The organism is Pseudomonas sp. GW821-FHT10B02 (assembly GCF_059415665.1).
Window position 1 is genome coordinate 72415 of sequence record NZ_JBWKNR010000008.1, and the last position, 25662, is coordinate 98076.

A 25662-nucleotide genomic window follows, 5' to 3' on the forward strand; every position below is an offset into this window, starting at 1 on the left:
CCATAGAAGCTCAACCACCCACCAGATAGGCGCCGAACGGAACCTGACGTTTGAGCTTCTTGCAGCTACCGGGAGCCGGCTGATGCCCGGGCGGGCGATCAGCAAACCAGATTCGGCATTTGCCTGGAGGTGGCCAATGGCCGCGGGGGATATCCGTCGCGTCGAACGCGGGTTGTGGCGCGGAGGAAGTCATTTGAAAATCGCCGCCAGGTTGCGGCCTTGCAACCCTCTGCGGTGCTGATTCCCGCTCTGCCTGTGCTTGCTCTTTCAGCCCTTGCTGTACCGCTACCCGATCCTGTTCGGCATTGGGCGGGGTACCGGTAATCTGCGCCTGCTGCGCCGCCTGGATCAGTTGCATGTTGCGGTTGCGTAGCTGGACGTTGCGACCAACCCGCAGATTGGAGCGCGCCGCCAGCGTTTCGGCTTGCTGGTAGTCGCCCTGCTGAAGTCGCAGCACCCCCAGATAATGCAGCGTCGCGGGATTGTTCGGCTGGATATGCAGCGCTCGCTCCAGCGTCGCAGCGGCTTGGTCCAGCTGGCCATCGGCATACTGCTGCGAGGCGGTTTCAATCAGGGTGGTTGAGGCGTTGTTGCTGTGCGCGGAAGCGCTGCGCTCGGCAGCAACCGAGCAAAGCGATGCGACAGCGCAGAACGCCAGGACAAGACCTGGCAGAAGATTCTTGGTGGGCATCAGGGGGACTCGGCTGAAACGCTGTTCGGCTGGGGTGGTTCGGGCGCTTTATAGACTGGGTCAGTGACCTGAAGTTCCCGCTGCTACAGCCCCGAAACCGGCGGGCGTCGTCAGTTCAATACGATGATTTTCGACACCAGCTCCGCACTGTTCTTCGCCTGCAACTTCTTCATCAACCGCGCCCGATGCACCTCCACCGTGCGGTGCGAGATGTCCAGCTTGCGCCCGATCTCCTTGCAGGTCAGACCGTTGACGATATGCGCCGAGATTTCCCGCTCTCTGGGCGTGAGGTTGACCGTAGGCCGGAACACCCGGTCCATGCGTTCGAAGTGCCACACCATCAACTGAAACGGATCTTCCGGGGTCAGGGTGTAGCCGTTGGCCCGCGCCCAGAACACTTCGCCGCTGCGGTGCTGCATGAAGCGCTCATCCGAGTAGGCACCGTTTTTGGCATGGCGCAGCCAGCTCAGGCTGCGTTCGCCGATGATGTTGAAGTCGGCCTGTGAGGGGTAGAGCTTGAGGATCAGTTCGCCCAGCAGGTCGTCGCGCTGGTAGCCGAACAGGCTCTGGAAGGCTTCGTTGAGGTCGAGCATGCGGCGGTTGCCGGTGATCACTTGCGGCGCTGGCGATACCTGGAAGGCCAGGCGCTCGAGGTCTTGCAGTTGTCGGGCTGGGTCGGTCATGGCGCAGGCCTCCCGCGTGCTGATGATGTGTTGCCTCGCAGTATCCATCACTCGGGCTACTCATCCCTATACGTAGTTGCACGAATAGCGAGGGCTTCCGGGTTGGGGCCATTGTAAGGAACGCCTGTTCAACCAGAAGGATAAAAACCATGGCTACCGACTCCGTCAGCATCGTCGCCGCCGCGCATTCGCGCTTTGGCCGCTTGACCGATGCCACCCTCGAAGACCTGATTGTCGATGTTACCCGCGCCGCACTGGCCGATGCGCAGGTGGCCGCGTCGGAAATCGATGCGCTGTTTCTCGGGCAGTTCAACTCGGGGCTGGTGCCAGACGGCTTTCCGGCCTCGTTGATGCTGCAGGCCGATCCCGCGTTGCGCTTCAAGCCGGCCACTCGCTGCGAGAATGCTTGTGCTTCAGGCTCGGCGGCGATTCAGGCGGGGATCAATGCGATTTTGTCCGGCAGCGCCGAGCTGGTGCTGGTAGTCGGGGCGGAGAAGATGACCTCTAACTCCACCGTACAAGTGACCAAGGCTTTGGCCGGGGCGGGGTATCAGCATGATGCGGAAGAAGCCGGGCTGAGTTTTCCGCAGTTGTTCGGGCTGGCGGCCGCGCAGTACGAGCAGCTGTACCAGAGCCCGCTGTCGGCCATGGCCGCAATTGCCGCGAAGAACCACGCTAATGCCATGGCCAACCCTTTGGCGCAGATGCACAAGGTGATGAGTTTCGAGCACTGCAATACGGTGTCCGAGAGCAATCCCTATATCGCCAAGCCACTGCGATTGACCGACTGTTCGCTGGTTACCGATGGTGCGGCGGCGATTGTGCTGGCGTCGGCCAAGCGTGCCCGCCAGTTCCGTCGAGAAGTGGCGATCAAGGGCATGGTCCAGGTCAACGATTTTCTGCCGCTGTCGCAGCGCAACCTGCTTGCCTTTGAAGGGCCGCAGCGGGCGATCCAGTCAGCCTTGGGCAAAGCTCAGGTAACGTTGGACGACCTGGATTTTGCCGAGGTGCATGACTGCTTCACCATCGCCGAGTTGCTGATCTATGAAGCCATGGGCCTGGCCCCGCAAGGGCAGGGCCATCGCGCGCTGGAGGAGGGAATTGTCCAGCATGGCGGCAAGTTGCCGGTGAACCTCTCCGGCGGGCTCAAGGCCAAAGGGCATCCGGTGGGCGCGACGGGGGTGTCGATGCATGCCCTGGCGTTCGGCCAACTGACCGGCAAGCCGATCGGGCTGGCAGCGCCGAACGCCGAATTCGGGCTGCTGTTCAACATGGGCGGCATGGCGGTGGCCAACTACGCCTCGGTGCTTCAGGCGCGGAGGGCGTAAGTTTGAATATTGCCAACTGGTTGCAAGCCGCCGCCCAGCGTTGGCCTGAACGCCCGGCGCTGTTTGCTGGACAACAGCAGATTGCCGACTACCAGACCTTCGCCGCCAACGTGTGTGGCCTGGCCTATCAACTGATCCATGAGCACGGGGTTGAACCGGGTGATCGCGTGGCGCTGTTCATGAAGAACTGCTGCGAGTACCTGGAGCTGATGTACGCCGTGTGGTGGATCGGTGCCGTGGTGGTGCCGATCAACTGCAAGCTGCACCGCAGTGAGGCCGGCTGGATTGTCGATAACGCCCAGGCGCGGCTGGTGTTCACCGATGACGGCCAGGCGTTTGCCCCCGGTGAGCTGGCTGACAACTGCCGCGAGCAGGCCGGCCTTGGGCGAGTGCTGGAGCGCGTCGGTGACGCACTGGCAACGCCGTACACCTGCAACGCCGATCACCTGGCCTGGCTGTTCTATACCTCCGGCACTACCGGGCGCTCCAAGGGGGTGATGCTGTCCCACGGCAACCTGGTGGCGATGTCGCTGTGTTATCCGCTGGATGTCGATGCGCTCAGCGGCAACGAGGCGGTGCTGTATGCCGCGCCGATGTCCCACGGCGCCGGGCTGTACAACTTCATTCATGTGCGTTGCGGCGCTCGCCATGTGGTGCCGGAGTCGCGTGGCTTCAAGGCTGAGGAAGTGTTCGAGCTTGCCACCCGGCTCGGTGATGTCTCGATGTTCGCTGCGCCGACCATGGTCAAACGCATGGTCGAGCAGGCGCGGGTGACGGGGTATGCCGGTGAGGGGATCAAGACCATTGTCTACGGCGGCGCGCCGATGTACCTGGCGGATCTGCAGGATGCGCTGGACACCTTCGGCCCGCGTCTGGTGCAGATCTACGGCCAGGGCGAAAGCCCGATGACCATCAGCGCCTTGCCGCGTGAAGTGATTGCCGATCGTCAGCGCGCGGACTGGACACGTATTGCCTCCTCGGTGGGGCTGGCGCATTCCGCTGTGGATGTGCGCGTGCTCGATGCCGAACGGCGTCCGTTGGCAGTCGGGCAGCCCGGCCAGATCGCCGTGCGCGGCCCGACGGTGATGCACGGTTACTGGCGTAACGAAGCGGCCAGCCGCGAGGCGTTGGTCGATGGCTGGCTGCTCACCGGCGACATCGGCTACCTCGATGATCAGGGTTACCTGACCCTCACTGACCGCTGCAAGGACGTGATCATCTCCGGCGGCAGCAACGTGTACCCGCGTGAGGTGGAGGAAGTGCTGGCCCTGCACCCCGAAGTGTTCGAAGTGTGCGTGGTCGGAGAGGCCGATGCCGAGTGGGGCGAGTCGGTGGTGGCCTTTGTGGTTGTCCGTGACGACCGCCTGCTCGATGAGCGCGCCCTGACCGCCTGGTTCCTCGAGCGCATGGCCTCGTTCAAGAAACCGAAGAAGTATGTGTTCCTCGCCGAGCTGCCGAAAAACAGTTACGGCAAGGTCCTCAAGACCGAACTGCGTCACTGGCTCAAGGAGGCCGCAAGCACTGCCGCTGTTTCGTGAAGCGCGTCCCCAGGACTGTTTTCCATCAATAAGAACAAGACAGGAATACTGCTATGGCAACTCATCAGCACAACCCGGCCCGGCAACGGCGGCGCGCGTTTATTGGCGCAACTTCCGGGCACCTTATCGAATGGTACGACTATGGCGTGTACGGCTTTCTGGCGGTGTATATCGGTCAGGCGTTCTTCGTCTCCGATGACCCGACCACCAGCCTGCTCAGCAGCTTTGCCGCGTTTGCCTTGAGCTTCTTTATCCGTCCCTTGGGCGGGCTGTTCTTCGGGCCATTGGCTGACAAGATCGGCCGGCGCAAAACCCTGATCACCGTGCTGGTGATGATGGCGGGGTCCACCTGCTTGTTGGGCATGTTGCCGACCTATGCCTCCATCGGCATTGCCGCACCGATCCTGCTGGTGTTGATTCGCTGCGTGCAGGGCTTTTCTGCCGGTGGCGAGATCGGCACCATCACCAGCTTTATTTCCGAGTACGCAGGGCCGGGGCGCCGGGGTTTTTCCACCTGCTGGCTGATGGTCACTGCGGTGTTGGGGTTGGTGCTCGGCGGCGTGGTTGCCAATGGTATGACCTGGGCGCTGGGTGCCGAGATGATGCAGGACTGGGGCTGGCGCATTCCCTTCCTGGTGGCCGGCCCCATGGGCCTGATCTCCATGTACATCCGCCTCAAGCTGGAAGACAGCCCGGAGTTCCTTGCCCTGCAGAAAGCAGGGGAAACCTCCAAGGCGCCGCTGCGTGAAGTCTGGCAGTGGAAGCGGGCGATTGCCCTGGTGTTCTTCATCATTACCCTGCACAGCTCGATCTTCTATCTGGTGCTGACTTTCGCCTCGACCTACATGTCGCGCATCCTCAAGTTCGACAGTGGCACCACGCTGCTCTACGTGTTCATCGCCAGCCTCTCGGCAGCGTTCGTCATGCCCTTTGGTGGGATGTTCACCGACCGTTACGGGCGCAAACCCTTCCTGATGGTGGTGGGGGTGTTGGCGACGCTGGCGATGTACTGGTTCTTCAAAGCTGCACCGACTGCCACGCCGGCCTCGTTCTTCTGGCCGCTGATGGCGGTGGCGATTCTGTTCGGGCTGTACGCGTCGTCGACCTACGCGACCATGAGTGAGCTGTTGCCTACGCGGATTCGCTCTACCGGGATTGCCGTGGCGTACAACATTCCGGTGGCGGTGTTTGGCGGCAGTGCACCGTTGATTTCGACCTGGCTGATTCAGCAGACGGGGGATATTACCTCGCCGTGGTACTTCTACATCGGTACCGGGATCGTTTCGCTGATTGCCTTGGTGGTGTTGCGTAAGGAGGATTTTGTGGCGTGCCGTGGTGCGGGGGAGGTGGAGCCCGCATCACAGAACTCGAACCTGGGTGTTGTAGCTCGACCTATTCACAACTGAGCGGGTGCGGCATCACACCAACCAGGGCGGCGTCAGGGCGGCGTCCTGGACCCTACCGGAAACCTGACGCTGCCTTCACTCGAACTTCATCCCCTGAGCTTCCATGGCCTTGCAGTCGCCGCTGAAGTCGTAGGCAAACGGACAATGCAGAGACCAGCCCATTTCATGTGCGGCGCGCATGCGTTCCAGGATGCTGCTGAACAGCCTCTGTTTGAGGCGTGCATAGAGCTCACTCTTGTTGTCGGACTGTTCCAGCATGTCCTCCGGAAAGCGGATACTGAAAAGCGGCGTGCCATCGTTGCGGCTTTCATAATTGTCAGGCAACGACTGGGAATCGATTTTTGCGCAAGGGGGAAGGGATTGGTCGGGAACCTTCCAACCGATTCCGGGTTGTCGGTAATCCAGTTCGAGGAATTTGCGTCCATAGGCGCCGACGTCCTTGACCACCATGACCAGTTGAATACCACCATGGCCATCTGCTGTGGCGCAACTGGCTTGACGTTGGGCCGGAGCAAGGGCACCGGGTTCGGCCAGCGCCCCGTGGAGGTTGGTATTGGCGAAGGTTGCACCGTCGAAGTGACTGCCGCGCAAGTCTGCGCCGTTGAACGAAACATCGTTCAACTGGGCTTCAGAGAAGTCTGCGCCGCGCAGGTCGGCCAGACGAAAGCTCGCCCCGTGCAGGTCGGCGTTGCGAAATGAGGCACCACGCAGGTCGGCACCGAGCCAGGCAGTGCGCTTGAGACTGGCCTTGTCGAAGCTGGCGCCGGTGGCATCGACGATTGGCAGGTAGGCGCCGTCGAGCAGGCTGTTATTGAATGTGCTCCCTTTTGCTGTAGCCGCCTGCAGGCGGGCACCGCTGAGGTCCGCATCGGACAAGTTGCTGGCGGAGATGTCCGCGGCCTTGAAGTTGGCGCCGCTGGCCTTGAGTTTCGACAACTGAGCGCCCTTGCCAAAGGTCATGCCCTGGAAAAACTCTGATCGTTCGAAGGTCCGCCCCTCGCTGATTAACGCCGTCAGTGCGGCGCTCTGGCCGATCTCGCCACGGGAGAAACTGCGCGAAGCCTCCAACAGCACATTGAGGTGATCGGACTTGAGGGTTGCGTCACAACTGACCAGGCAGATTTTTTCTAGCTTGGACACCGCCACCGGCAGTTGCGTATTGGTGGTGCTGGCCTGAAAGCTGTAGCGCACCTCGTCGAACACTTGCGACACGGTCAGCCCCGGCGTCGACAATTTGGCGGCCAAGGTGCGGGCATAGGTGCCGTCGTCGGAGGCCGGTAGGCCCTGACTGGTGGACAGGGCTACCAGGAAGCCGGAATCGGGCTCGCTCAGTGCCGCCGTTTGTGGGACCACCGCAGTCCCGCCGGGCGCTGACTGGCCCGGGGCGCCGCGACCGGTGGGGGCTTCCAGGGTGCGACAGGCGTCGATGACGACAATCACGGTAGCACCTGGCGGTCGAGTGATGCGCAGTGGCTTGAGCAGGTCGCCAAGGCTCAAGGCTTGTTGCTGGAAGTCCAGTGTGCTGATGGAGGCCACCTCCACCGGTATCAGGTAGTTGTCGTTGCCGCTCGCCGGGGCGCCGCCGTGGCCGGCGTAGTAGAACAGTCCGAGTGCATTTGGACCGGCTTGCAGAAGTTGGCTCTGGAAGTCTTTGCGCGCGTTGTTCAGCCCTTCGAGATCGACGTTTTCCCGTAGTTCGAGGGTGAAGCCCAGTTGACTCAGTGTCTGGCGCAGGGTTTCGGCGTCACGTAATGGGCCGGTCAGACGATCAAGCGGATTGGTGTAGTTGGCGTTGGCGACGATCATCGCCACCCGCTTGCTGCTTGGTGCCGCAGGATCGCCCCGAGCGCCGGCGCAGAGCAGGAGCAAGGCCAGCATCAGCAGGGTCGTGATTTTCATTTGGCGGCCACCTGAGGGGTTTCGGCGAGGATGCCGGCGAGTAACCAGCCGGCCAGCCAGTTCTGCCGCGTTTCGTTGAGCATGGCCAGCGCCTGCAAGCGCCAGGCCGGGCCGCCTTCGCGCCACAGCCAGATGGCCCAGGCGGCACGGTGCTCGAGGTCTAGAACGGGTGTGCCGGTCGACACCCAGTCTGGGCGGGGCAGCCTGGTCTGGGGCACCAGGTCGATCTGCCAGATCAGACTGGTGCCGCGCGCGTCGAGGACCTCCAGGGCCGCCGCGGCGTTGGGGGTTGGTGGCACAGTGCATTGAACGGTGTCGACCGCTTCGCCGCGCAGCAATAGTTCGCCGTCAAACGACAGCCAGTTGCAGCGCCAGGGGCCGACACCGTTGTGCCAGGCGAGCACAGGTTCGGTACCGGCGACCAGTGCTTGGCGCGGCAAGCCGTACAACGGCATGATGGCTCTGAGGCCTACTGCGACAACCTCTTCCGTGCCGCGACCGTGGGTCGGGTCCGCTCTTTGCAGTGTCGGCCCCATGTCGCTGGCGCCCTCGAACAGGGCATTCAGATAGGCCGCTGCCGCGCCCAGACTGGCCTTGGCCCCGGCGGGTACGTTGTAGGGGCCGCGGCGTGCGTCCCAGATCAGCAGCTTTCCGGCTTCGAACAGTTCCACTTGAGCCGCTTCGCTGCCTGGCGCAAACAGCAGGCTATCGCCTTCACACAGTACGCTGCCAACCGTGGCGGGCTGTGTCGTCTGGCTCCCTGCCCGGTAGACGCTCAGTTGGGCGTTGGCCGGGGTCAGGTGGTTGATCCGTGATCTGACGCTCAGCCAGCCATCCGGGCAGGGTAACGGCTCGGCTTGAAGCGGCACCGGGGCGATCAACAGGCACAGCAGACTGAGACGGGACACAGGCAGGGATTTGTGCATGGCGGGCCTCCGGGTCAGGGGTGGGGGGAGAGGCAAAGCAGCTTTTCCAGCTGGTGCTCGACCCCGCGGACGAGGCGATGCACCTGCTCGACGTATTCGTCGATGGCAATGGCCAGTACCGGTATCAGCACGTCCAGCGAGGGCGTCGGCGCGTCACTGTCGAATGAGAGTGAGAACGCCAGCAGCAGCACCAGTAACAGTGTCGCGATAAAGGCCAGGCCCACCAGCAATGCGCGCCAACCGACGGCCAGCAGCGATCGCGACTCGCGGCCTTGCTCGGGGAAGCAGCGACAGCGAACGCTGAAGTACAGGAGCCAGAGCACGAAGCAGGCCGCCACGATCAGGCATTTTTTGCTGATCAGCTGAGCTAGGCTCTTGTCGTGTTGTTGCGGGTAAGCCACGAAGCTGCGCACCGCATTGATGACCACCTCCGGGCCGGCCATGTCGCCCAGCGGGGTGTAGTGCCGGTCCCGGCGCAAGGGATTGGACACGCCGATGACCACCACTTTGTCGTGGTAGGTCGCGGCTTGAGCGCAGAGTGAGGTCTCGCTGTTCCAGAAGTGCGTCGCCAGGCAACGGTCGTAACGCCCGCGATAAATTGCCTGATGTGCCCGACCTGGTGCATTCAGATCATCCAGATGACTGCTTTGCGAGGGCAGGCTGAAGACAATGCGCGGTGCGTTGTCACGTCGGCTTGCGGCGCTCTGCTCGCATGTAGCGCCGTCGGCCACCAGGACCATGGCTGCCAGGTAGGGCAGGCTCGGCAACGACGCTGTCAGGCCTGCCTGACGCAGACATTTTGGGTAGCGACGCAAAGGCTGACCCGGCACAGGCAGGGCGACCGCCGGGTGCAGGTTGGCGGCCTGGTTGTCTTCGATCAACAAGGGCATGACCAACTGAACGGGACCGGGCTGCCCGGTTGCTGTCGTCGGTTGCATCTCATAGGGGCCGGCGAAGAGTACGGGCATTGAGGTGCCGACCTGTTTCAGCGCGGTCTGTAGCGCCTGATCTTCGTCTGCGTTGACAATCCCGGACTCCCGCGCCAGCACCAGGTCGAGAATCACCAGCCTGGCCTGGCGCCGTTGCAACTCTCGGACGATGGCTGCTAGAAGGTGGCGGTTCAGAGGCCGTGCCGAGCTGCAGTCGAGCGGTTGTTCGGGGGGCGTCGTGTCCGTGATACGAGAGTGCCGCGCCTCGGTATATGCCGCGCAGGCGTGCTCTGAAGGCGAAGGGTGCTGCGCAGCAGTGAGCCCCACGTTAGTCGGCTCGGGATCGACGTCAAGGAAGACATAGCCATAGCGGTCGCTGTCGCTTCTGGGTGGCACCACACCGGAGGTACTACTGGCCACGCGCTCGAAATACAGGCTCACCCGCAAACCCAGGTCTTCGCCGTAGGCCTGGACCCCCGGGAACACCTGTTGACTGAGATACACCAGCGTCACCGCAGTGATGAGCCCAAGGCACAGGCCCGTCAGGGCCTTGACCAGCGCATGCCTGAACCAGCGTGGAAGAACATGTGCGAGCGCATCACGCGGGTCAGAAATGCTCAGCCTTTTCATCGTGAGCCCCAGGCTAGCCAACGGGTTTCCAGGGGCGAACGAGGTGCGAATGCTCGCAAGGAGAGCCATTCGCCAATCCAGTCCGCACCTTGCCTAAGCGGTGTTGGCGATGCTCTTGCGAGCAACTACAGCCATGCCTGAGTATGGCTCATGGCTGTATGCCAGCCATTTTCTCGACCGACGGGCGGTCAGCGTGGGTCGGGCGCGAATGGCGCCGAATCGCCATCAGCTCAGCGAATCGCCACCGGATTCACATTCACCTGGGTCGACCCTTTGTACAACGGCTGCCCCAACACAAACAGAAACTCGAAAGCCTTGTCCCGCACCAACGCTCGCGTATCGATCAGCTCCAGGTTGTAGATCCCGCGCTTGGCCAGCATGAACTGGTTCACCGGAAACTCTTCCCCTGACGGATTCGGGTAAACCTCCGACGCCCAGGTATCACCGCCAAAGGCGACAATCCCCTGATCTGCCAGCCACTGCGCCGCCGGCATATCGATGCCAGGCTCGGTGGCAAGGAACTGCTGATTGTCTTTGCCGATCAACTCCAGCCAACCGGTGTTGAACAGCACCACGTCGCCTTTACGCAGGGTGATGCCTTGTTTCTTCAGCACCGCCTTGACGTCATCGACGCTGAATGCCGTGCCGCCGGGGACGATGGCTTTGCCGTAGTGCGCAGTCATGTCCAGGACCACGCCGCGGGTGACCATGGGCGGGACTTTTTCGATGCCGAGCTTGGTTACCCCTTCGACCGTGACGAAGTCGGCGGCCTTGTTGCCGTTGTAGTAGACGTTGTCGATGCCGATATGGCCGATGCCGTTGAGCTGGGTGCCGACGCCGGTCCAGCCGTTGACCAGTTCGTCGTTGAAGCTGAACTTGTTTGTCCCCATGGTCTGCCCGGCCTGTTCACCCGGCTGGACGTTGTAGAGGTGGAAGCTGCGGTGGCGGAAGGCGGGCAGGTCTTTGCTGACGGCGACGCCCAGGGAGTAGGTCTTGCCGGTGTTGACCAGGCCGATGGCTTTTTTTACCACGTCCGCGGTGAGCAGGTTGGCGGCGCCGATTTCGTCGTTGGCGCCGTAAGCGGAAGGGTACCAGTCAGAGGCGAGGGCGGTGTGGGTGATGGCGGCGAGGGCGGTGGCCAGGAGCAGGGGCTTGAGCTGTTTCATCGGTCGTTCCTGAAAAAGGGTGGGCCGATTCTGGACAAGGTGAAGGAGGGGAAAAAGCGGCCTGGCAGACAATGAGTTTTGCCTGGGCAGCACGGATGACGCGTTTCGACCGGATGCGCTGGTGTAGGAGCGGATTCACCGGGGCGCCGGACCGCCGCGATGGACTGCGTAGCAGGCCCATCTTTAGGGCCGCTACGCGCCCCATCGCGGATAAATCCGCTCCTACAGGCGATCAGTACACGCCACCACCACTGGTAGGCGGTGGCGCTTTGTCCTTGAAGTCGGCGGCCAGGGTCTGCAGGCCACGCATCAGCACCGTGGTGTCAACGCCGACGGCAACGAATCTGGCACCCAGCTCAATGTAACGACGTGCCAGCTTCTGATCAGCACTGAGGATGCCCGCCGCTTTACCCGCCTTTTGAATCCGCACAATGGCATCTTCAATGACGGCCTGTACCTGCGGGTGGCCGGGGTTGCCGCGATGACCCATGGCGGCGCTGAGGTCGGCGGGGCCGATGAACACACCATCCACCCCTTCGACCGCGGCAATCTCATCCAGCCTGGCCAGGCCTTCAAGGTTTTCGATCTGCACCAGCAAACACATCTGCTCGTCAGCCTGATCCAGGTACCCGGGGATGCTGTTCCAGCGCGAGGCGCGGGCCAGGGCGCTGCCGACCCCACGCACACCGCTCGGTGGATAGTGAATGGCGCGCACCAGCTCGCGGGCTTGCTCGGCGCTTTCCACCATCGGTACCAGCAAGGTCTGGGCGCCGATGTCGAGGATCTGTTTGATCAGCGCGGTATCGCCGATCACCGGGCGGATGATCGCTTGCGAAGCGTAGGGCGCCACCGCCTGCAACTGACCGAGCAGGCCGCGCAGGTCGTTGGGCGCGTGTTCGCCGTCGATCAGCAGCCAGTCGAAACCGGCATTGGCCGCCAGTTCTGCGCAATAAGGGTCGGCCAGGCCAAGCCACAAACCAATCTGTGCCTCGCCTGATTGCAGCCGTTGTTTGAAGGTGTTGACGGGCATATCCATAGCAGTGCTTCTCGCAAGTGGGCTCAGACGAAACGGCAGGCGATGCTGCCGAGCATGTCGTAGTCGACGTGGAAGGTGTCACCGGGATTGGCAGCGACCGGGCGGGTGAAGGAGCCGCCGAGGATGATCTGGCCCGGCTCAAGAGTGACGTCGTAAGGCGCCAGCTTGTTCGCCAGCCACGCTACCCCCTTGGCCGGGTGGTTGAGGACGGCGGCGGAAACCCCGGACTCTTCGATCACGCCATTGCGATAGAGCACCGCCGGTACTTTGCGTAGATCGATTTCGGTCGGCCGTACAGCACGACCGCCCATGACCACACCGGCATTGGCGGCGTTGTCGGAGATGGTGTCGAACACCTTGCGGGTGGCCTTGGTGTGCGGGTCGATCTGCTGGATGCGCGCGTCGATGATTTCCAGCGCCGGGATCACCCATTCCGTGGCATCGAGCACGTCGAAGACCGTCACGTTCGGCCCTTTCAGCGGTTTGCCGAGGATGAACGCCAGCTCGACTTCCACCCGTGGCACGATGAAGCGCTCAAACGGAATGTCGCTGCCTTCGTCGAACAGCATGTCATCGAGCAGGGCGCCGTAGTCGGGCTCGGTGATGTTCGACGACACCTGCATGGCACGCGAGGTCAGGCCGATCTTGTGGCCGACCAGTTTGCGCCCGCTGTTGATCTTCGCGGCCACCCAGGCGCGCTGGATGGCGTAGGCGTCTTCGATGGTGATGGCGGGGTAGTCGAGGGAGAACTGGCGTACCTGTTCACGTGAGCGTTCGGCAGCGTCGAGACGGGCAGCGGCCTGCTGGATGAGAGTGGCGTCAAGCATGTGAAACCTCAGGAAGTCTTGTTGAACAGGGGGTGTAGACTGCTGTGCTTGCCGTCGTAGACCTGGCCGGGGCTTTCGTCGATCTGCAGGGTGATGCCCAGCGGACGTTGCTGCAGGATGTCGTCGAGGTAGGCGCGTAGCACCGCGAGCAGGCTGTCGCCGACCGTCTTGTGCACGGCCGCGCTGCGTCCCGCGCCCATGCGCAGGTTGGCGTAGAGAAAACCGTAGTCACCCTTGCCATCGGCCACCGCGCAGTGCGCTGCGGGATAGGCCAGAACACGGGTGCCGCCGATGGGAAACACGGCTTTGCCGCTTTCGTCACGCTGCTGCAGCATGCTGTCGGCCAGGGCCCGGCACAGGCCGGGCATATCCGCTTGCTGTTCGAGTTCGGGGGTGTAGAGCAGTACCAGGTGAGGCATGGTGGTTATCCTGCGTGATGACCCGCAGCAGGGCCGCTCCCAGGCGGAGGCGGCACCTGTGCGAAGCGTTGATCAGAGCCGGCTGGTAGACACCACGTCGGCCGGGTTGGACGCCTGGGCTGGCGGCAGGCTCGAGCCATCCTGTGGCGTTACCGGGAACACGGCGTTGATTTGCCCGGTACCGGAGGCGGCGAAGTAGGGGGTCAGCACTTCGGCCTTGGCGTCATACTTCGACCAGCCCAACGCGCCCAGCAACATGGCGGTGTCATGCATGAAACCTTCGCCATGCCCTTTGGCCGCGTACTCCGGCAACATCGCGCAGAAGTCCTCCCACTCGGCGTTTTCCCACATCTGGATCACGCGTTCGTCGAGGTTCTGCAGGAACGGGCTCCAGATCTTGGTGGCAAACTCCGGCGCCTGGCCGTTCTGGGCAAAACGGTGCGACAGCGAGCCGCTGGCGAGGAAGGCCACGGTGCCGTCGTACTGTTCCTCGACCGCCTTGCGCATGGCCCAGCCGAGGCGGGCGCTGTCGTTCAGGTAGTGCGAGGTGCACAGCGACGACACCGAGATGACCTTGAAATGCTGGTCGGCGTTCATATAGCGCATCGGTACCAGGGTGCCGTACTCCGGCGCCAGGGTAGTGGCATCGTGGGCCATGGTTTCCACCCCGAAGGCATTGCACGCCTCGGCGAGGATCTTGCCCAGCGCCGGGTTGCCGGGGAACTCGTATTCCATGTTGCTGATGAAGTGCGGCAGCTCGTTGCTGGTGTACAGCCCCTTGAAGTGCGGGCCGCAGTTGATGTGGTAGTTGGCGTTCACCAGCCAGTGGGTGTCGAACACGACAATGGTGTCCACGCCCAGCTCGCGGCAACGGCGGCTGATCTCGATATGGCCGTCGATGGCTGCTTTGCGAAAGCCCTGGCGCGGGCCAGGCAGTTCGGACAGGTACATCGACGGTACGTGGGTGACTTTGGCGGCCAGAGCAACTTTGCCCATGGTACTTCTCCTCGCGTGGCCCGCAGGGGCCTGATTCTTGTGATTGGTCTGCACGCAGGAAACTGGCGACCCTTACCGGGTTATAAACCCGGTCGGGTCACTCTTGCGAGCCGTACGTCACACGCCCCAGCGCGGGATGTGGTGGCTGCCCATGGAAATGCACACGTTCTTGATTTCGGCGAACACCTCGAAGCTGTATTCGCCGCCTTCACGACCGGTGCCCGAGCCTTTCACACCACCGAACGGCTGACGCAGGTCGCGTACGTTCTGGCTGTTGATGAACACCATGCCGGCTTCGATGCCGCGGGCCAGGCGATGTGCCTTGCCGATGTCCTGGGTCCAGATGTACGAGGCCAGGCCGTATTCGGTGTCGTTGGCCAGGCGCAGGGCTTCGGCTTCGTCCTTGAATTTGATCAGGCACACCACCGGGCCGAAGATTTCTTCCTGGGCGATGCGCATCTTGTTGTCGACGTTGGCGAACACCGTCGGCTGGATGAACTGGCCTTTGGCCAAGTGCGTCGGCAGGTTGGCCGGGCGCTCCAGGCCACCGGCGAGCAGGCTGGCGCCTTCTTCGATGCCGATCTTGATGTAGCCGGTGACCTTGTCGTAGTGCGCCTGGGTGATCATCGAGCCGACTTGCGTTTTCGGGTCGGTCGGGTCGCCGACAATCAGGCGTTTGGCGCGGGCGGCGAATTCGGCGACGAACTGGTCGTAGACGGTTTCCTGGATGAAGATGCGGCTGCCGGCGGTGCAGCGTTCGCCGTTCAGCGAGAAGATGGTGAACAGCGCGGCATCGAGGGCACGATCGAGGTCGGCATCATCGAAGATCAGCACCGGCGACTTGCCGCCCAGTTCCATCGAGTATTTTTTCAGGCCAGCAGTCTGCATGATCTTGCGCCCGGTAGCGGTGCCGCCGGTGAACGAGATGGCGCGAACATCCGGGTGGCGTACCAGGGCATCACCAGCGGTGGCGCCGTAACCTTGCACTACGTTGAGTACGCCCGGTGGAATCCCGGCTTCCAGTGCCAGACGTCCCAGCTCGTTGGCGGTCAGCGGCGACAGTTCGCTCATCTTCAGCACCGCAGTGTTGCCCAGGGCCAGGCACGGCGCGGTCTTCCAGGTGGCGGTCATGAACGGCACGTTCCATGGCGACACCAGGCCACACACGCCAACCGGCTGGTACAGGGTGTAGTTGAGCATCTGGTCGTCGACCGGATAGCTGTGGCCGTCCATGCGTGTGCAGACCTCGGCGAAAAAGTCGAAGTTGTGCGAGGCGCGCGGGATCAGCACATTGCGGGTCTGGTGGATCGGCAGGCCGGTGTCGAGGGTTTCCAGCTCGGCCAGCTGCGGCACGTTCTGCTCGATCAGCTCGCCGAGTTTGCGCATCAGTTTGGCGCGTTCCTTGGCCGGGGTGTTGGCCCACTTCGGGAAGGCTTCCTTGGCGGCTGCCACGGCCAGGTTGATTTCCTCGGCGCCGCCGCTGGCCACTTCACCGATGGCTTCGCCGGTGGCCGGGTTGTAGTTGGTGAAGACGTCCTGGCTTTCGACTTCCTGACCGTTGATCCAATGCTTGATCATCTTGCTTGCCTCTGTTGTTCCGGGTTAGCCGCGGGCGGCAAAGAATTCGCTTTCGCTGACGATGCGGTTGACCAGGCGGCCAACGCCTTCCACTTCCACCACCACTTCATCGCCCGGGACGACGTCGGCCAGGCCCTCGGGCGTACCGGTGGCGATCATGTCGCCCGGCTGCAGGGTCATGAAGCTGGAGAAGTATTCGATCAGGTAGGGGATGTCGAAGATCATGTCGGCGGTGCTGCCTTCCTGCTTCAGCTCGCCATTGATCCAGGTGCGCAGCTTGAGTTGCGAGGGATCGGGTACATCGGCGGCATCGACGATCCACGGGCCGACCGGCGTGGTGCAGTCGCGGTTCTTCACCCGCAGGTTGGGGCGGTAGTAGTTTTCCAGGTAGTCGCGGATGGCGTAGTCGTTGCACACCGTGTAGCCGGCCAGGTAGCTCAGGGCATCCTCGCGCTTGACGTTGCGTGCCGGCTTGCCGATCACCGCCACCAGTTCGCACTCGTAGTGCATGTATTTGACGTTGTCCGGGCGCCAGGTGACCTGGTTGTGGCCGGTGTAGGTGCCGGGCGACTTGATGAATGCCAGCGGCTCGGTCGGCGCCTTGAAGGCCAGTTCGGCGGCGTGGTCGGCGTAGTTCAGGCCGAGGGCGAACATGCTGCCTTCGGCAGGCGGCAGCCATTGCACGGCGTTTTCAGCGAGCAAGCGGCCGTCTGCCAGGCGCACGGCGTTGTCGGCTTCAACGGTGACGCGGTGAACCTGATTCTCGTAGCGGATGCGGGCGTGTTTCATGACTGTCTCCTTATTCCGCCACAACGGTGTTGGTCAGGCGGCCCAGGCCGCTGATTTCGACGACCACCTGGTCGCCTGGCTGCACATCGACGCGGCCTTCCGGGGTGCCGGTGATCAGCACATCGCCGGCGTGCAGGGTCATGAATTCGCTGAGTTCGGCGATCAGCTGGGGGATGCTGCGCACGAAGTTGGCGGTGGTGTTTTCCTGGCGCAGCTGGCCGTTGACCAGCAAGCTCAGGGTCAGGTTGTGCGGGTCGGCCACTTCGCTGACGGCAACCACTTCGCTGCTCAACGCGCAGAAACCGTCACGGCATTTGGCTTTCACCGCAGGGCGGTAGTAGCTGTCTTCCGGCAGGCTGAACTCGTTGACGATCACATAACCGGCCACGTACTCGAAGGCCTGCTCGGCACTGACGCGGCTGGCGTCTTTGCCGATTACCACACCCAGCGCCGGGCCTGGTTGCAAGCGTTCGCCGCTTGGCATGACTACCGGTTGGCCATCGCCGTTACGGGTGTTGGGGGTCTTGATGAACAGCACCGGCTTGAGCGGTGGTTGCTGATAGGGTGGCTGATTGAACTCGGCCAGACGGCTTTGCAGCAGGCCTTGGTAGTTCAAGGCAATGCCGAACAGGCTGCCTGTGGCGATTTCGCTGGTGGCGCGACGCATGCTTCACTCCTGGATCAGGCTGGGCAGTCCCCAGTTGATAGCGGTGACGATGCTCTGTGGGGAGGGCAATCGCCGGGAAATTGTTAACATGCTAATGTTATAATTAATATGTTAACGATGGTCAAGCCATGGATCCCCTCACATGACTTGAGAACGCCGGTTTGCGTCGGCTCAACGTTGTTGCTTAAATCGTTCAGTGTTTTCTTTATTTGGCCGGAGCGCCGTTTTCCCTATGCCTGTACCTCGTCCCTCACTGACATTGACCCTGCTGCAGGCCCGTGAAGCGGCCATGGGTTTTTTTCGTCCATCGCTCAATCAGCACGGCCTGACCGAGCAGCAATGGCGGATCATCCGCATCCTGCGCCAGAACGGTGAGCTGGAGAGCTATCAGCTGGCCGAGCAGGCCTGCATCCTCAAGCCGAGCATGACCGGTGTGTTGACGCGTATGGAGCGTGACGGCCTGGTGCGTCGCTGGCGTTCGCCGCAAGACCAGCGCCGCGTGCATGTGGGGCTGACGGAGAAGGGCCAGCAGTGCTTCGTGTCGATGAGCGAGGATATGGAGCGCAATTACCAGCGTATTCTTGAGCAGTTCGGCGAAGACAAGCTGCAGCTGCTGCTTGGCTTGCTCAATGAGTTGAAGCAGCTCAAGTACTGACCGCCAACCTAGAGTGAGTAGTGCTGATGGCAGTGCGGCCGCCCATCCCCAACATCCATATTGGCCAGGCCTACGATCAGCGTTATGCCGATGCCCAGGTGCACTACGAGGCGTTGGGCAAGCTGGCGGATTTCTTCGGCCGTAACATGCCGGTGCACCGCCATGACCGCTTTTTCCAGGTGCATTACGTCAAGAGCGGCACGGTGCGGGTGTACCTCGATGATCAGCGCTACCTGCAGGAAGGGCCGATGTTCTTCCTCACGCCGCCGACCATTCCTCACGCCTTTGTCACCGATGCGCACAGTGACGGCCATGTGCTGACGGTCAGTCAGCAGTTGGTCTGGCCGCTGCTGGAAGAAAGCGTGGGGCTGGCCGCTGGCGCGCGTATTGCGCCGATCTGCGTGGCGGTGGGGGATCTGGATGAGGCGTATGCCGATGAGGTGGCACGCCTGAATCTGCTGTTCGATCAATTGCGCAGTGAATTCGCGGGCAGCCAGCCCGGGCGCGCCTTGAGCCTGGAAGCGCTGACTCGGCTGATTTTTATCAGCTTGCTGCGCTTGTCGGCGCGGTCGTTGACGGCGCAGTCGTCACGCAGCGAAGACTTGCACATTTTCCAGCGCTTCAATCTGCACATCGAGGCGCATTACCTCGAGCATTTGCCGCTGAGCCGTTATGCGCAATTGCTGGGGGTTACCGAGGCGCGCCTGAATGATGTTTGCCGGCGTATTGCCGATATGCCGTCCAAACGCCTGGTGTTCGAGCGGCTGATGCAGGAGGCCAAGCGGCTTTTGCTGTTCACCGGGAGTACGGTGAATGAGATCTGCTACCAGCTCGGGTTCAAGGACCCGGCTTATTTCAGCCGATTTTTTACCCGCCATGCAGGGGTGACGCCGGGGGAATATCGGCTGCGTAGCCGCGCCAGCTAAAGAATACTCACCCACCCGGTGGGAGCGGGCTTGCCCCGCGATGCGATGCGGCTGACCGTCCGCCATCGCGGGGCAAGCCCGCTCCCACAGGGTACATAGCGCCTGTGGGAGCGGGCTTGCCCCGCGATAGGGTCTATCAGAATCAGGCGTTCTGCAGACCATCCAGGTAACGCTCGACATCCAGCGCCGCCATGCAGCCGGCACCGGCCGAGGTGATGGCCTGACGGTAAACGTGGTCAGCCACGTCGCCTGCGGCAAACACACCTTCAACGTTGGTGGCGGTGGCGTTGCCGTCACGGCCGCCGTTGACCACCAGGTAGCCGTCCTTGAGGGTCAGCTGGCCTTCGAACAGCGAAGTGTTCGGGGTGTGGCCGATGGCGATGAACACACCGTCAACCTTGATTTCATCGAAGCTGCCGTCGTTGTTCTTCAGGCGTGCACCGGTGACGCCCATGTCGTCGCCCAGTACTTCGTCCAGAGTAGCGTTGAGTTTCAGCTCGATCTTGCCCTCAGCCACACGGGCGTTGAGCTTGTCGATCAGGATCTTCTCGGCGCGGAAGGTCTCGCGGCGGTGCACCAGGGTGACCTTGCTGGCGATGTTGGCCAGATACAGCGCCTCTTCGACGGCAGTGTTACCACCACCAACGACTGCCACCGGCTTGTTGCGATAGAAGAAGCCGTCGCAGGTGGCGCAAGCGGAAACGCCTTTGCCCATGAACGCTTCTTCCGACGGCAGGCCCAGGTAACGAGCGCTGGCACCGGTGGCGATGATCAGCGCATCGCAGGTGTAGGTGGCGCTGTCGCCTTTGAGGGTGTACGGCTTGCTGGCCAGGTCAACGGCGTTGATGTGGTCGAACACCACTTCGGTCTCGAAGCGCTCGGCGTGTTCCTGCATACGTTGCATCAGCGCCGGGCCGGTCAGGCCGTGGGCATCGCCCGGCCAGTTGTCGACTTCGGTGGTGGTGGTCAGCTGACCGCCAGCCTGCATGCCGGTGATCAGCAGCGGCTTGAGGTTGGCACGCGCAGCGTAGACCGCAGCGCTGTAACCGGCAGGGCCGGAACCGAGGATAATCACTCGCGAATGACGTACTTCAGACATGTCACACTCCTCTCGGGCTGGCACTCACTGGCCAGTCCGGTAACGCCGGGATCGCCGGCTGGAATAAAAAAGAACCTGCGAAGCACTTGGGGAAGGCTTTTGGCCGCAGGTTCTGAAAATCGTTAAGCCTGAGCCTTACAGGCTGGCAGCGTTTTCCGCCAGGTAGTCGGCAACGCCCTTGGCGTCAGCCTTCATGCCTTTCTGGCCTGGGCGCCAGCCGGCCGGGCAGACTTCACCGTGCTGTTCGGTGAACTGCAGGGCTTCGACCAGACGGATCATCTCGTCGACTTCACGACCCAGCGGCAGGTTGTTGACCACCTGATGCTGAACCACGCCTTGCTGGTCGATCAGGAACGAGGCACGCAGTGCTACGCCGTCATCGTGCTCGATACCGTAGGCACGGGTGATCTCGTGCTTGACGTCGGCAACCATGGTGAACTCGACTGCGCCGATCCCGCCCTTCTCGACCGGCGTGCTGCGCCAGGCGTGGTGGGTGAACTGCGAGTCGATCGAGACGCCGACCACTTCCACACCCAGCTCACGGAATTTGTCCATGCGGTTGTTGTGGGCAATGATTTCCGACGGGCAGACAAAGGTGAAGTCCAGCGGCCAGAAGAACAGCACGACATATTTGCCGCGCAGCGAAGAAAGCTTGAAGCTGTCGACGATCGAACCGTCGCCCAGTACCGCCGCCGCATCGAAATCAGGGGCTTGCTTGTTGACCAGAATGCTCATGAAAACTCCTTGAAGATTAGAATTCGAAGGCGTTGAAAAGATGTGCGCACTTTAGCGAGGCCGCAGAGATTAAGGAAATATCCTTAGACAATCCACCTTATAGGCCGCCTCTATTCATCTCCCGGGACGACGGCCGTTTGTCTATGAAGGTATGCCTCGCAGCCTGCCGAGCTTTTGTTACAGCCCGTGTCCCGGCTTGCGCCGCGCTTTCGTCAGGCGCTCAAACTCGGTAAGGTCAGCGCGTTTGCCTTTACCCGGAGCCCTCTATGCAAGCCCCTGTCCTCTCTGGCCCTCAGTACCTGCGCGAAGGACTGAAACTGGTCCTGAGCCCGAGCCTGCGCCTGTTCGTGTTGCTGCCGCTGGCAGTCAACCTGCTGCTGTTCGTCGGCCTGATCTATTTTGCCGGTCATCAGTTCAGCCTCTGGGTCGATTCGCTGATGCCCAGCCTGCCGAGCTGGCTGAGTTTTCTCAATTATGTGCTGTGGCCGCTGTTCGTGGCGCTGGTAGCGCTGATGGTGTTCTTCACCTTCACCATGCTCGCCAACATCATTGCCGCGCCGTTCAATGGTTTTCTGGCGGAAAAGGTCGAAGTGGTGGTGCGTGGCACCGATGACTTCCCGGCGTTCAGCTGGGCCGAACTGATGGCCATGGTGCCGCGCACCCTGGGCCGCGAAATGCGCAAGCTGGGGTATTTCCTGCCCCGCGCGCTAGCGCTGTTCGTTCTCTCGCTGATCCCGGTGATCAACATTATCGCCGCCCCGTTGTGGCTGCTGTTCGGCATCTGGATGATGGCCATCCAGTACATCGACTACCCGGCTGACAACCACAAGATGAGCTGGCAAGACATGCTCGCCTGGCTGCGCGAAAAGCGCTGGCAGAGCCTGGGTTTTGGCGGCATCACCTACCTGGCGTTGATGATTCCCTTCGTCAACATCCTGATGATGCCGGCTGCGGTGGCGGGCGCCACGTTGTTCTGGGTGCGCGAGCGCTGACCTCACTGCGGCCTATCGGCCGCCGCCTTGATCAGCTCGATGGCCTGCCGCGCAATCGGCGACAAGGTTCGTCCGGCGTGACAGACAATGGCACTGGCGATGCTGCAGCGGCCACCGGGAAAACCGGGCTGCAGCAACGCTCCCAGATCACGGATCGCCCCCGTGCGCAGATCCTCTTCAAGCCAGGCTCGCCAGGTAAACAGCAACGCGTCGCTGCCCAGCGTCGTCCCGCGCAACAACTGCAAGTCATTGCAACCCAGGTCCAGTGGCGCGACCGTGCCTTCGGCCAACCCCAACAGTTCACGCAAGCGCGCCGGCGCGATCTCATCGAAAAGCACCGAGCTCCACGGATAGTCCAGAAGCTGCTGGCGGCTGGGTGCTGACCTGTGCTGAATCAGTGGGTGATCGCCGCGGCAGAACACTGAAGCAGGCACCGCCGGCAACGGGGTGATATCGAATCGCGGATCGGACTGGCGCGCCGGGTCGCAGGTATAGGCGACGAAGAATTCGATCTGATCCTGCTCCAGACGCTGCACCAGCTGATTCCAGTGATTGACCTCGACCTTCATCACCAGCTTGGGAAGACGCTTGCGCAGCACGGTCAGCGCATCCAGCAGGTACAGATTGGCCGCCATCATGCCGGCGCCGAAATTCAACTCGCCACCTTCTGCCTGGGCAATGTGATTCGCCTCGGCAACCAGCCGCCCGGCACAACCGAGCAATTCCCGCCCGCTGGCCAACAATTGCCTTCCGGCGGCGGTGAGCATCACCGAACGGGTGTCACGGTCGAACAGGCGTACCCCGAGATCGGTTTCCAGCGACTGAATGCTGCGGCTGAAGGCGGTCTGCGACAGGTTGGCTCGCTCGGCCGCACGGGAGAAGTGCAACTCCTCGCTGAGCAACACCAGATGGCGGATTCGCTTCAAATCTATTGATTCAGTCACTGCATCAATCCTTGATTATTTTTGCATTGGACGCACCAGGCATAGATACACAGACTTGATTGCCCATGCAACACAGCACCTTCAGAACAATAATTATCCGTACAAGGATTTACGCCATGCCTTTGCCTCTTCGCCCGAGCATTCTTGCCCTTGCCTGTTTCAGTGCCCTCTCGGTACACGCTGCGCCAACCGACCTGAACACCCGCATCGACACCCTGGTAAAACAGGATGAAGGGCAGATGATCGAGCTGTTCAAACAGCTGCACCGCAACCCGGAGCTGGCCTTCCAGGAGAAGGAAACCGCCGCGCTGGTGGCCAAGGCCCTGCAAGCGCAGGGTTTTGAAGTGAAGACGGCGATAGGCACCACCGGCGTGGTGGGTATCCTGCGCAACGGCCCGGGGCCGGTGGTGATGTACCGCGCCGACATGGATGCCCTGCCGATCAAAGAGGCCACCGGCCTGCCCTATCAGAGCAGCAAGGTCACACCCTGGCTCGGCAACCCCAGCCAGGCGGTGATGCATGCCTGTGGCCATGATGCGCATACCACCTGGTTGATCGAGGTCGCCAAGGTCATGAGCCAGCTCAAGGACCAATGGTCAGGCACCCTGGTACTGGTCGCACAGCCGGCGGAGGAGATCCTTGAAGGCGCCACCGCCATGGTCAATAACGGCCTCTACGACTTTGCCCCCAAGCCTGACGTACTGCTGGCCGCGCATGTGTCGCCGGTCTACCCGGCGGACAGCGTCGGCCTGCGCGAAGGGCCGCGCCTGGCCGGCACCGACCAGATCGACGTCGAGCTGCCCGGCATCGGCGGGCACGGATCGACCCCGCATGTGACCAAGGACCCGGTGGTGATGGGAGCCATGGCGGTCATGGGCTACCAGACCATCATCAGCCGCATGGTCGATCAGTCCAAACCTGCGGTACTCACCGTCGGCGCCTTTCAGGCCGGGGTCAATAACAACATCATCCCGGTCAGTGCCACGCTCAAACTCAACCTGCGCTGGTACGACGCACAGGTTCGCGAGCGGATGATAGAAGGCATCAAATCGGTGACCCGCGGCGTGCTGGTGATGAACGACATGCCGGCCGATTACCAGGCCAAATACACCATGAAGGGCTATGCCACCCCGGTATTCAACGGCAAGGCGCAGACCGAGCTGGCCCATGCGGCACTGGTGCAGCAGCTCGGTGCCGACAAGGTGCTGCCTGGCATGCCGCCGCTGATGGGCTCGGAGGACTTCCATATGCTGGCCAGTCCTTACCCGGATACCAAGGTGCTGTTCCTTGAGGTGGGTTCGGGCAAGCCCGATGTGTACAAGAACCTGGTCGAAAAGAAACAACTGCCGGCGGCGATGAACCATACACCCGGCTTTGTCGTTGAGCTGCCCGCTATCACCACCGGTGCGCGGGCAGTCACTGCGACACTAAGCGCGTTCTTCAACAAGCCGCTGTGAGAGCGGCCGTGTAAGAACAGCTATCAGCTACCCAACTTGCTGGAGAACTGCCCCACGGCATTGACCACTTTCTTCGCCCCGTCCTGGATTTCGACGATCACCGTGCCAGTCTGTCCGGCCAGGGTCAGGCCCTGTTCGGCCTGACGCTTGCTGCTGTCGATAATATCCACAGCGGCCTTGGCCAGTTGTTCGTTCTGCTGCACCACGCGGGCGATTTCCTCGGTGGCGGTGCTGGTACGCGAGGCCAGCTGGCGAACTTCGTCGGCAACCACGGCAAACCCACGGCCCTGCTCACCGGCACGGGCCGCTTCAATAGCGGCGTTCAGGGCCAGCAGGTTGGTCTGGCCGGCAATGTCGCTGATGGTCTTGATGATCGAACCAATCACCTGCGACTGCTTGTCCAGCGCCTCGATGCCGTTGGCCGCCTCCTGCATGGAAGTCTCCAGGCCGCGCATCACCTCCACGGTCTGGGTCACCACTGCGGTGGCGCTGCGTGCGCTGCTGTCGGTTTCCAGCGAAGTGCTGTAGGCAATATCCGCAGCCTCGGCCACGGCCATTTCCTGATTGACCTGATCAGTAATCACGGTGGCGAACTTGACCACTTTGTAGAGCACGTCATGGGCGTCGATGATCGGGTTGTAAGAGGCCTCCAGCCACACCACGCGACCATGGGCATCCACCCGTTTGAAGCGCGCGGCAACAAACTCCCCACGGCGCAGCTGGTCCCAGAACCCCTGGTAGGCCGGGGAGTTGTACTCCTCCGGATCACAGAACAGACGGTGGTGCTTGCCGACGACCTGCTCCAGGCGATAACCCATGGTCTGCAGGAAGCGATCGTTGGCGGTCAGCACTTCGCCCTGCAGGTTGAACTCGATCACTGCGGTGGAACGCATCAGTGCCTTGATCAGGCTTTCATGTTCACGCGAAGTTTCGATGGTGCGCGTCAGGTCGCTGGAATGCAGGGTGAAGTATTTCAGACGCCCTTCGCTGCTCTTGACCGGCTGCAGAATCGAGCGCAGCCAGGCCTCTTCGCCATTGCCACGGAGCAGACGAAACGCCCCGTTGAGATGCTCGCCCCGGGTGATGGCCGTCTTCATGCGCTGGTAGAAATCCAGCTGTTTGACGTGGGCCGGCACGATCTCTTCGATATTGCGCCCGATCAATTGATGGCTGCTGTACAGCATCTCCTTTTCGAAGTTGCTGTTGACCGATTCGACCCGCCCCTGGGGGTCGAGCTGCAATACCAGCATCTCGCTGTCCAGGCTGCTCTTGACCTGCTCCATGGACAGCAGCTCTTCGCGCAGACGGAGGTTTTCTTGTTTCAGTTTGCTGTTGAACATCAACGC

Annotated in this window: 24 protein-coding genes and 1 pseudogene; 7 read left to right on the forward strand and 18 right to left on the reverse strand. The window is 62.0% G+C overall.

Features of this window, described 5'->3' with window-relative positions:
- Nucleotides 1-10: 10 nt before the first annotated feature.
- Together AC07OF_RS13815 and AC07OF_RS13820 are read right to left on the reverse strand one after the other, a co-directional pair.
- Nucleotides 11-691, reverse strand: a complete 681-nt coding sequence (locus AC07OF_RS13815; RefSeq protein WP_495073004.1) for a tetratricopeptide repeat protein — start codon at nucleotides 689-691, stop codon at nucleotides 11-13.
- Between the two features lie 110 nt (nucleotides 692-801).
- Complete coding sequence (locus tag AC07OF_RS13820) at nucleotides 802-1374, reverse strand: LuxR C-terminal-related transcriptional regulator (RefSeq protein ID WP_400172364.1); 573 nt, start codon at nucleotides 1372-1374, stop codon at nucleotides 802-804.
- A 149-nt stretch (nucleotides 1375-1523) separates the two neighbouring features.
- Between AC07OF_RS13820 and AC07OF_RS13825 the strand changes: the two genes are divergently transcribed.
- The 3 genes from AC07OF_RS13825 to AC07OF_RS13835 are packed head-to-tail and all read left to right on the forward strand — an operon-like array spanning nucleotide 1524 to nucleotide 5646.
- On the forward strand, nucleotides 1524-2702 hold the full coding sequence (locus tag AC07OF_RS13825) for an acetyl-CoA acetyltransferase (protein ID WP_495073005.1): 1179 nt from the start codon (nucleotides 1524-1526) through the stop codon (nucleotides 2700-2702).
- 2 nt (nucleotides 2703-2704) lie between these two features.
- Nucleotides 2705-4240 carry a class I adenylate-forming enzyme family protein gene (locus tag AC07OF_RS13830; protein WP_495073006.1) on the forward strand — a complete coding sequence of 512 codons (1536 nt, stop codon included), beginning with the start codon at nucleotides 2705-2707 and terminating at the stop codon, nucleotides 4238-4240.
- Nucleotides 4241-4293: 53 nt separating this feature from the next.
- Nucleotides 4294-5646, forward strand: coding sequence for an MFS transporter (locus tag AC07OF_RS13835; RefSeq protein ID WP_495073007.1), 1353 nt, complete (start codon nucleotides 4294-4296; stop codon nucleotides 5644-5646).
- Between the two features lie 75 nt (nucleotides 5647-5721).
- Here the strand turns inward: AC07OF_RS13835 and AC07OF_RS13840 are convergent, their stop codons facing one another.
- The 11 genes from AC07OF_RS13840 to AC07OF_RS13890 form a co-directional block, all read right to left on the reverse strand.
- A complete protein-coding gene (locus AC07OF_RS13840; protein ID WP_495073008.1) occupies nucleotides 5722-7545 on the reverse strand; it encodes a caspase family protein in 1824 nt (607 codons plus the stop codon).
- Nucleotides 7542-8471 carry a hypothetical protein gene (locus AC07OF_RS13845; RefSeq protein ID WP_495073009.1) on the reverse strand — a complete coding sequence of 310 codons (930 nt, stop codon included), beginning with the start codon at nucleotides 8469-8471 and terminating at the stop codon, nucleotides 7542-7544. The genes AC07OF_RS13840 and AC07OF_RS13845 overlap by 4 nt, the downstream gene beginning before the upstream one ends.
- Before the next feature lie 14 nt (nucleotides 8472-8485).
- Nucleotides 8486-10030 carry a CHASE2 domain-containing protein gene (locus tag AC07OF_RS13850; protein WP_495073010.1) on the reverse strand — a complete coding sequence of 515 codons (1545 nt, stop codon included), beginning with the start codon at nucleotides 10028-10030 and terminating at the stop codon, nucleotides 8486-8488.
- 230 nt (nucleotides 10031-10260) lie between these two features.
- Nucleotides 10261-11196, reverse strand: a complete 936-nt coding sequence (locus AC07OF_RS13855) for a cyclase family protein (RefSeq protein ID WP_495073011.1) — start codon at nucleotides 11194-11196, stop codon at nucleotides 10261-10263.
- 232 nt (nucleotides 11197-11428) lie between these two features.
- Nucleotides 11429-12232: a 4-hydroxy-2-oxoheptanedioate aldolase gene (gene hpaI, locus AC07OF_RS13860; RefSeq protein WP_495073012.1), complete on the reverse strand. Its 804-nt coding sequence runs from the start codon at nucleotides 12230-12232 to the stop codon at nucleotides 11429-11431.
- Nucleotides 12233-12255: 23 nt separating this feature from the next.
- Nucleotides 12256-13059 carry a 2-oxo-hept-4-ene-1,7-dioate hydratase gene (gene hpaH, locus AC07OF_RS13865; protein WP_495073013.1) on the reverse strand — a complete coding sequence of 268 codons (804 nt, stop codon included), beginning with the start codon at nucleotides 13057-13059 and terminating at the stop codon, nucleotides 12256-12258.
- Nucleotides 13060-13067: 8 nt separating this feature from the next.
- Nucleotides 13068-13478, reverse strand: coding sequence for a 5-carboxymethyl-2-hydroxymuconate isomerase (locus tag AC07OF_RS13870; RefSeq protein ID WP_495073014.1), 411 nt, complete (start codon nucleotides 13476-13478; stop codon nucleotides 13068-13070).
- A 72-nt stretch (nucleotides 13479-13550) separates the two neighbouring features.
- A complete protein-coding gene (gene hpaD, locus AC07OF_RS13875; protein WP_157192053.1) occupies nucleotides 13551-14474 on the reverse strand; it encodes a 3,4-dihydroxyphenylacetate 2,3-dioxygenase in 924 nt (307 codons plus the stop codon).
- Between the two features lie 117 nt (nucleotides 14475-14591).
- Entirely contained in the window at nucleotides 14592-16052 is a 1461-nt protein-coding gene (gene hpaE, locus AC07OF_RS13880) for a 5-carboxymethyl-2-hydroxymuconate semialdehyde dehydrogenase (RefSeq protein WP_157192054.1), read from the reverse strand.
- A 24-nt stretch (nucleotides 16053-16076) separates the two neighbouring features.
- The gene (locus tag AC07OF_RS13885) at nucleotides 16077-16841 is read right to left on the reverse strand and encodes a fumarylacetoacetate hydrolase family protein (protein WP_157192055.1); all 765 of its coding nucleotides are present in this window, start codon (nucleotides 16839-16841) and stop codon (nucleotides 16077-16079) included.
- Between the two features lie 10 nt (nucleotides 16842-16851).
- Complete coding sequence (locus AC07OF_RS13890) at nucleotides 16852-17508, reverse strand: fumarylacetoacetate hydrolase family protein (RefSeq protein ID WP_495073015.1); 657 nt, start codon at nucleotides 17506-17508, stop codon at nucleotides 16852-16854.
- Between the two features lie 232 nt (nucleotides 17509-17740).
- On the opposite strand from AC07OF_RS13890, the gene hpaR reads away from it, so the two are divergent.
- Together hpaR and hpaA are read left to right on the forward strand one after the other, a co-directional pair.
- On the forward strand, nucleotides 17741-18163 hold the full coding sequence (hpaR, locus tag AC07OF_RS13895) for a homoprotocatechuate degradation operon regulator HpaR (protein WP_157192057.1): 423 nt from the start codon (nucleotides 17741-17743) through the stop codon (nucleotides 18161-18163).
- Nucleotides 18164-18189: 26 nt separating this feature from the next.
- The gene (gene hpaA / locus AC07OF_RS13900) at nucleotides 18190-19089 is read left to right on the forward strand and encodes a 4-hydroxyphenylacetate catabolism regulatory protein HpaA (protein ID WP_157192058.1); all 900 of its coding nucleotides are present in this window, start codon (nucleotides 18190-18192) and stop codon (nucleotides 19087-19089) included.
- Between the two features lie 142 nt (nucleotides 19090-19231).
- Here hpaA and trxB read toward each other — a convergent pair whose 3' ends face one another.
- Together trxB and AC07OF_RS13910 are read right to left on the reverse strand one after the other, a co-directional pair.
- On the reverse strand, nucleotides 19232-20188 hold the full coding sequence (trxB, locus tag AC07OF_RS13905) for a thioredoxin-disulfide reductase (RefSeq protein ID WP_133216765.1): 957 nt from the start codon (nucleotides 20186-20188) through the stop codon (nucleotides 19232-19234).
- Nucleotides 20189-20323: 135 nt separating this feature from the next.
- Nucleotides 20324-20923, reverse strand: a complete 600-nt coding sequence (locus AC07OF_RS13910) for a peroxiredoxin (RefSeq protein ID WP_010223549.1) — start codon at nucleotides 20921-20923, stop codon at nucleotides 20324-20326.
- Nucleotides 20924-21189: 266 nt separating this feature from the next.
- Here AC07OF_RS13910 and cysZ point away from each other — a divergent pair, with 266 nt between their 5' ends.
- Nucleotides 21190-21915, forward strand: a complete 726-nt coding sequence (gene cysZ, locus AC07OF_RS13915; protein WP_342623255.1) for a sulfate transporter CysZ — start codon at nucleotides 21190-21192, stop codon at nucleotides 21913-21915.
- A gap of 2 nt (nucleotides 21916-21917) precedes the next feature.
- On the opposite strand, the gene AC07OF_RS13920 is transcribed toward cysZ, so the two are convergent.
- Nucleotides 21918-22859, reverse strand: coding sequence for a LysR family transcriptional regulator (locus tag AC07OF_RS13920; protein ID WP_495073016.1), 942 nt, complete (start codon nucleotides 22857-22859; stop codon nucleotides 21918-21920).
- A gap of 116 nt (nucleotides 22860-22975) precedes the next feature.
- Between AC07OF_RS13920 and AC07OF_RS13925 the strand changes: the two genes are divergently transcribed.
- Nucleotides 22976-24316, forward strand: coding sequence for an amidohydrolase (locus AC07OF_RS13925; RefSeq protein ID WP_495073017.1), 1341 nt, complete (start codon nucleotides 22976-22978; stop codon nucleotides 24314-24316).
- Nucleotides 24317-24339: 23 nt separating this feature from the next.
- On the opposite strand, the gene AC07OF_RS13930 is transcribed toward AC07OF_RS13925, so the two are convergent.
- Both AC07OF_RS13930 and AC07OF_RS13935 read right to left on the reverse strand, forming a co-directional pair.
- Nucleotides 24340-24873 (reverse strand): methyl-accepting chemotaxis protein, encoded by a 534-nt coding sequence (locus AC07OF_RS13930; RefSeq protein WP_371262010.1) that lies wholly within the window; start codon nucleotides 24871-24873, stop codon nucleotides 24340-24342.
- Between the two features lie 12 nt (nucleotides 24874-24885).
- Nucleotides 24886-25656: pseudogene (locus AC07OF_RS13935) on the reverse strand (PAS domain-containing protein); the annotation flags it as partial.
- Between the last annotated feature and the right edge of the window lie 6 nt (nucleotides 25657-25662).

What these genes read in the sequence shown, in the direction of transcription:
- hpaE (WP_157192054.1), bottom strand. Translation starts at nt 16,052, where the DNA reads ATGATCAAGCATTGGATCAACGGTCAGGAAGTCGAAAGCCAGGACGTC.
- trxB (WP_133216765.1), bottom strand. Translation starts at nt 20,188, where the DNA reads ATGTCTGAAGTACGTCATTCGCGAGTGATTATCCTCGGTTCCGGCCCT.
- AC07OF_RS13820 (WP_400172364.1), bottom strand. Translation starts at nt 1,374, where the DNA reads ATGACCGACCCAGCCCGACAACTGCAAGACCTCGAGCGCCTGGCCTTC.
- hpaH (WP_495073013.1), bottom strand. Translation starts at nt 13,059, where the DNA reads ATGCTTGACGCCACTCTCATCCAGCAGGCCGCTGCCCGTCTCGACGCT.
- AC07OF_RS13835 (WP_495073007.1), top strand. Translation starts at nt 4,294, where the DNA reads ATGGCAACTCATCAGCACAACCCGGCCCGGCAACGGCGGCGCGCGTTT.
- AC07OF_RS13825 (WP_495073005.1), top strand. Translation starts at nt 1,524, where the DNA reads ATGGCTACCGACTCCGTCAGCATCGTCGCCGCCGCGCATTCGCGCTTT.
- AC07OF_RS13925 (WP_495073017.1), top strand. Translation starts at nt 22,976, where the DNA reads ATGCCTTTGCCTCTTCGCCCGAGCATTCTTGCCCTTGCCTGTTTCAGT.
- AC07OF_RS13930 (WP_371262010.1), bottom strand. Translation starts at nt 24,873, where the DNA reads ATGGCCGTGGCCGAGGCTGCGGATATTGCCTACAGCACTTCGCTGGAA.
- hpaR (WP_157192057.1), top strand. Translation starts at nt 17,741, where the DNA reads ATGCCTGTACCTCGTCCCTCACTGACATTGACCCTGCTGCAGGCCCGT.
- AC07OF_RS13855 (WP_495073011.1), bottom strand. Translation starts at nt 11,196, where the DNA reads ATGAAACAGCTCAAGCCCCTGCTCCTGGCCACCGCCCTCGCCGCCATC.
- AC07OF_RS13845 (WP_495073009.1), bottom strand. Translation starts at nt 8,471, where the DNA reads ATGCACAAATCCCTGCCTGTGTCCCGTCTCAGTCTGCTGTGCCTGTTG.
- hpaD (WP_157192053.1), bottom strand. Translation starts at nt 14,474, where the DNA reads ATGGGCAAAGTTGCTCTGGCCGCCAAAGTCACCCACGTACCGTCGATG.
- AC07OF_RS13885 (WP_157192055.1), bottom strand. Translation starts at nt 16,841, where the DNA reads ATGAAACACGCCCGCATCCGCTACGAGAATCAGGTTCACCGCGTCACC.
- AC07OF_RS13840 (WP_495073008.1), bottom strand. Translation starts at nt 7,545, where the DNA reads ATGAAAATCACGACCCTGCTGATGCTGGCCTTGCTCCTGCTCTGCGCC.
- AC07OF_RS13870 (WP_495073014.1), bottom strand. Translation starts at nt 13,478, where the DNA reads ATGCCTCACCTGGTACTGCTCTACACCCCCGAACTCGAACAGCAAGCG.
- hpaA (WP_157192058.1), top strand. Translation starts at nt 18,190, where the DNA reads ATGGCAGTGCGGCCGCCCATCCCCAACATCCATATTGGCCAGGCCTAC.
- AC07OF_RS13850 (WP_495073010.1), bottom strand. Translation starts at nt 10,030, where the DNA reads ATGAAAAGGCTGAGCATTTCTGACCCGCGTGATGCGCTCGCACATGTT.
- AC07OF_RS13910 (WP_010223549.1), bottom strand. Translation starts at nt 20,923, where the DNA reads ATGAGCATTCTGGTCAACAAGCAAGCCCCTGATTTCGATGCGGCGGCG.
- cysZ (WP_342623255.1), top strand. Translation starts at nt 21,190, where the DNA reads ATGCAAGCCCCTGTCCTCTCTGGCCCTCAGTACCTGCGCGAAGGACTG.
- hpaI (WP_495073012.1), bottom strand. Translation starts at nt 12,232, where the DNA reads ATGGATATGCCCGTCAACACCTTCAAACAACGGCTGCAATCAGGCGAG.
- AC07OF_RS13815 (WP_495073004.1), bottom strand. Translation starts at nt 691, where the DNA reads ATGCCCACCAAGAATCTTCTGCCAGGTCTTGTCCTGGCGTTCTGCGCT.
- AC07OF_RS13890 (WP_495073015.1), bottom strand. Translation starts at nt 17,508, where the DNA reads ATGCGTCGCGCCACCAGCGAAATCGCCACAGGCAGCCTGTTCGGCATT.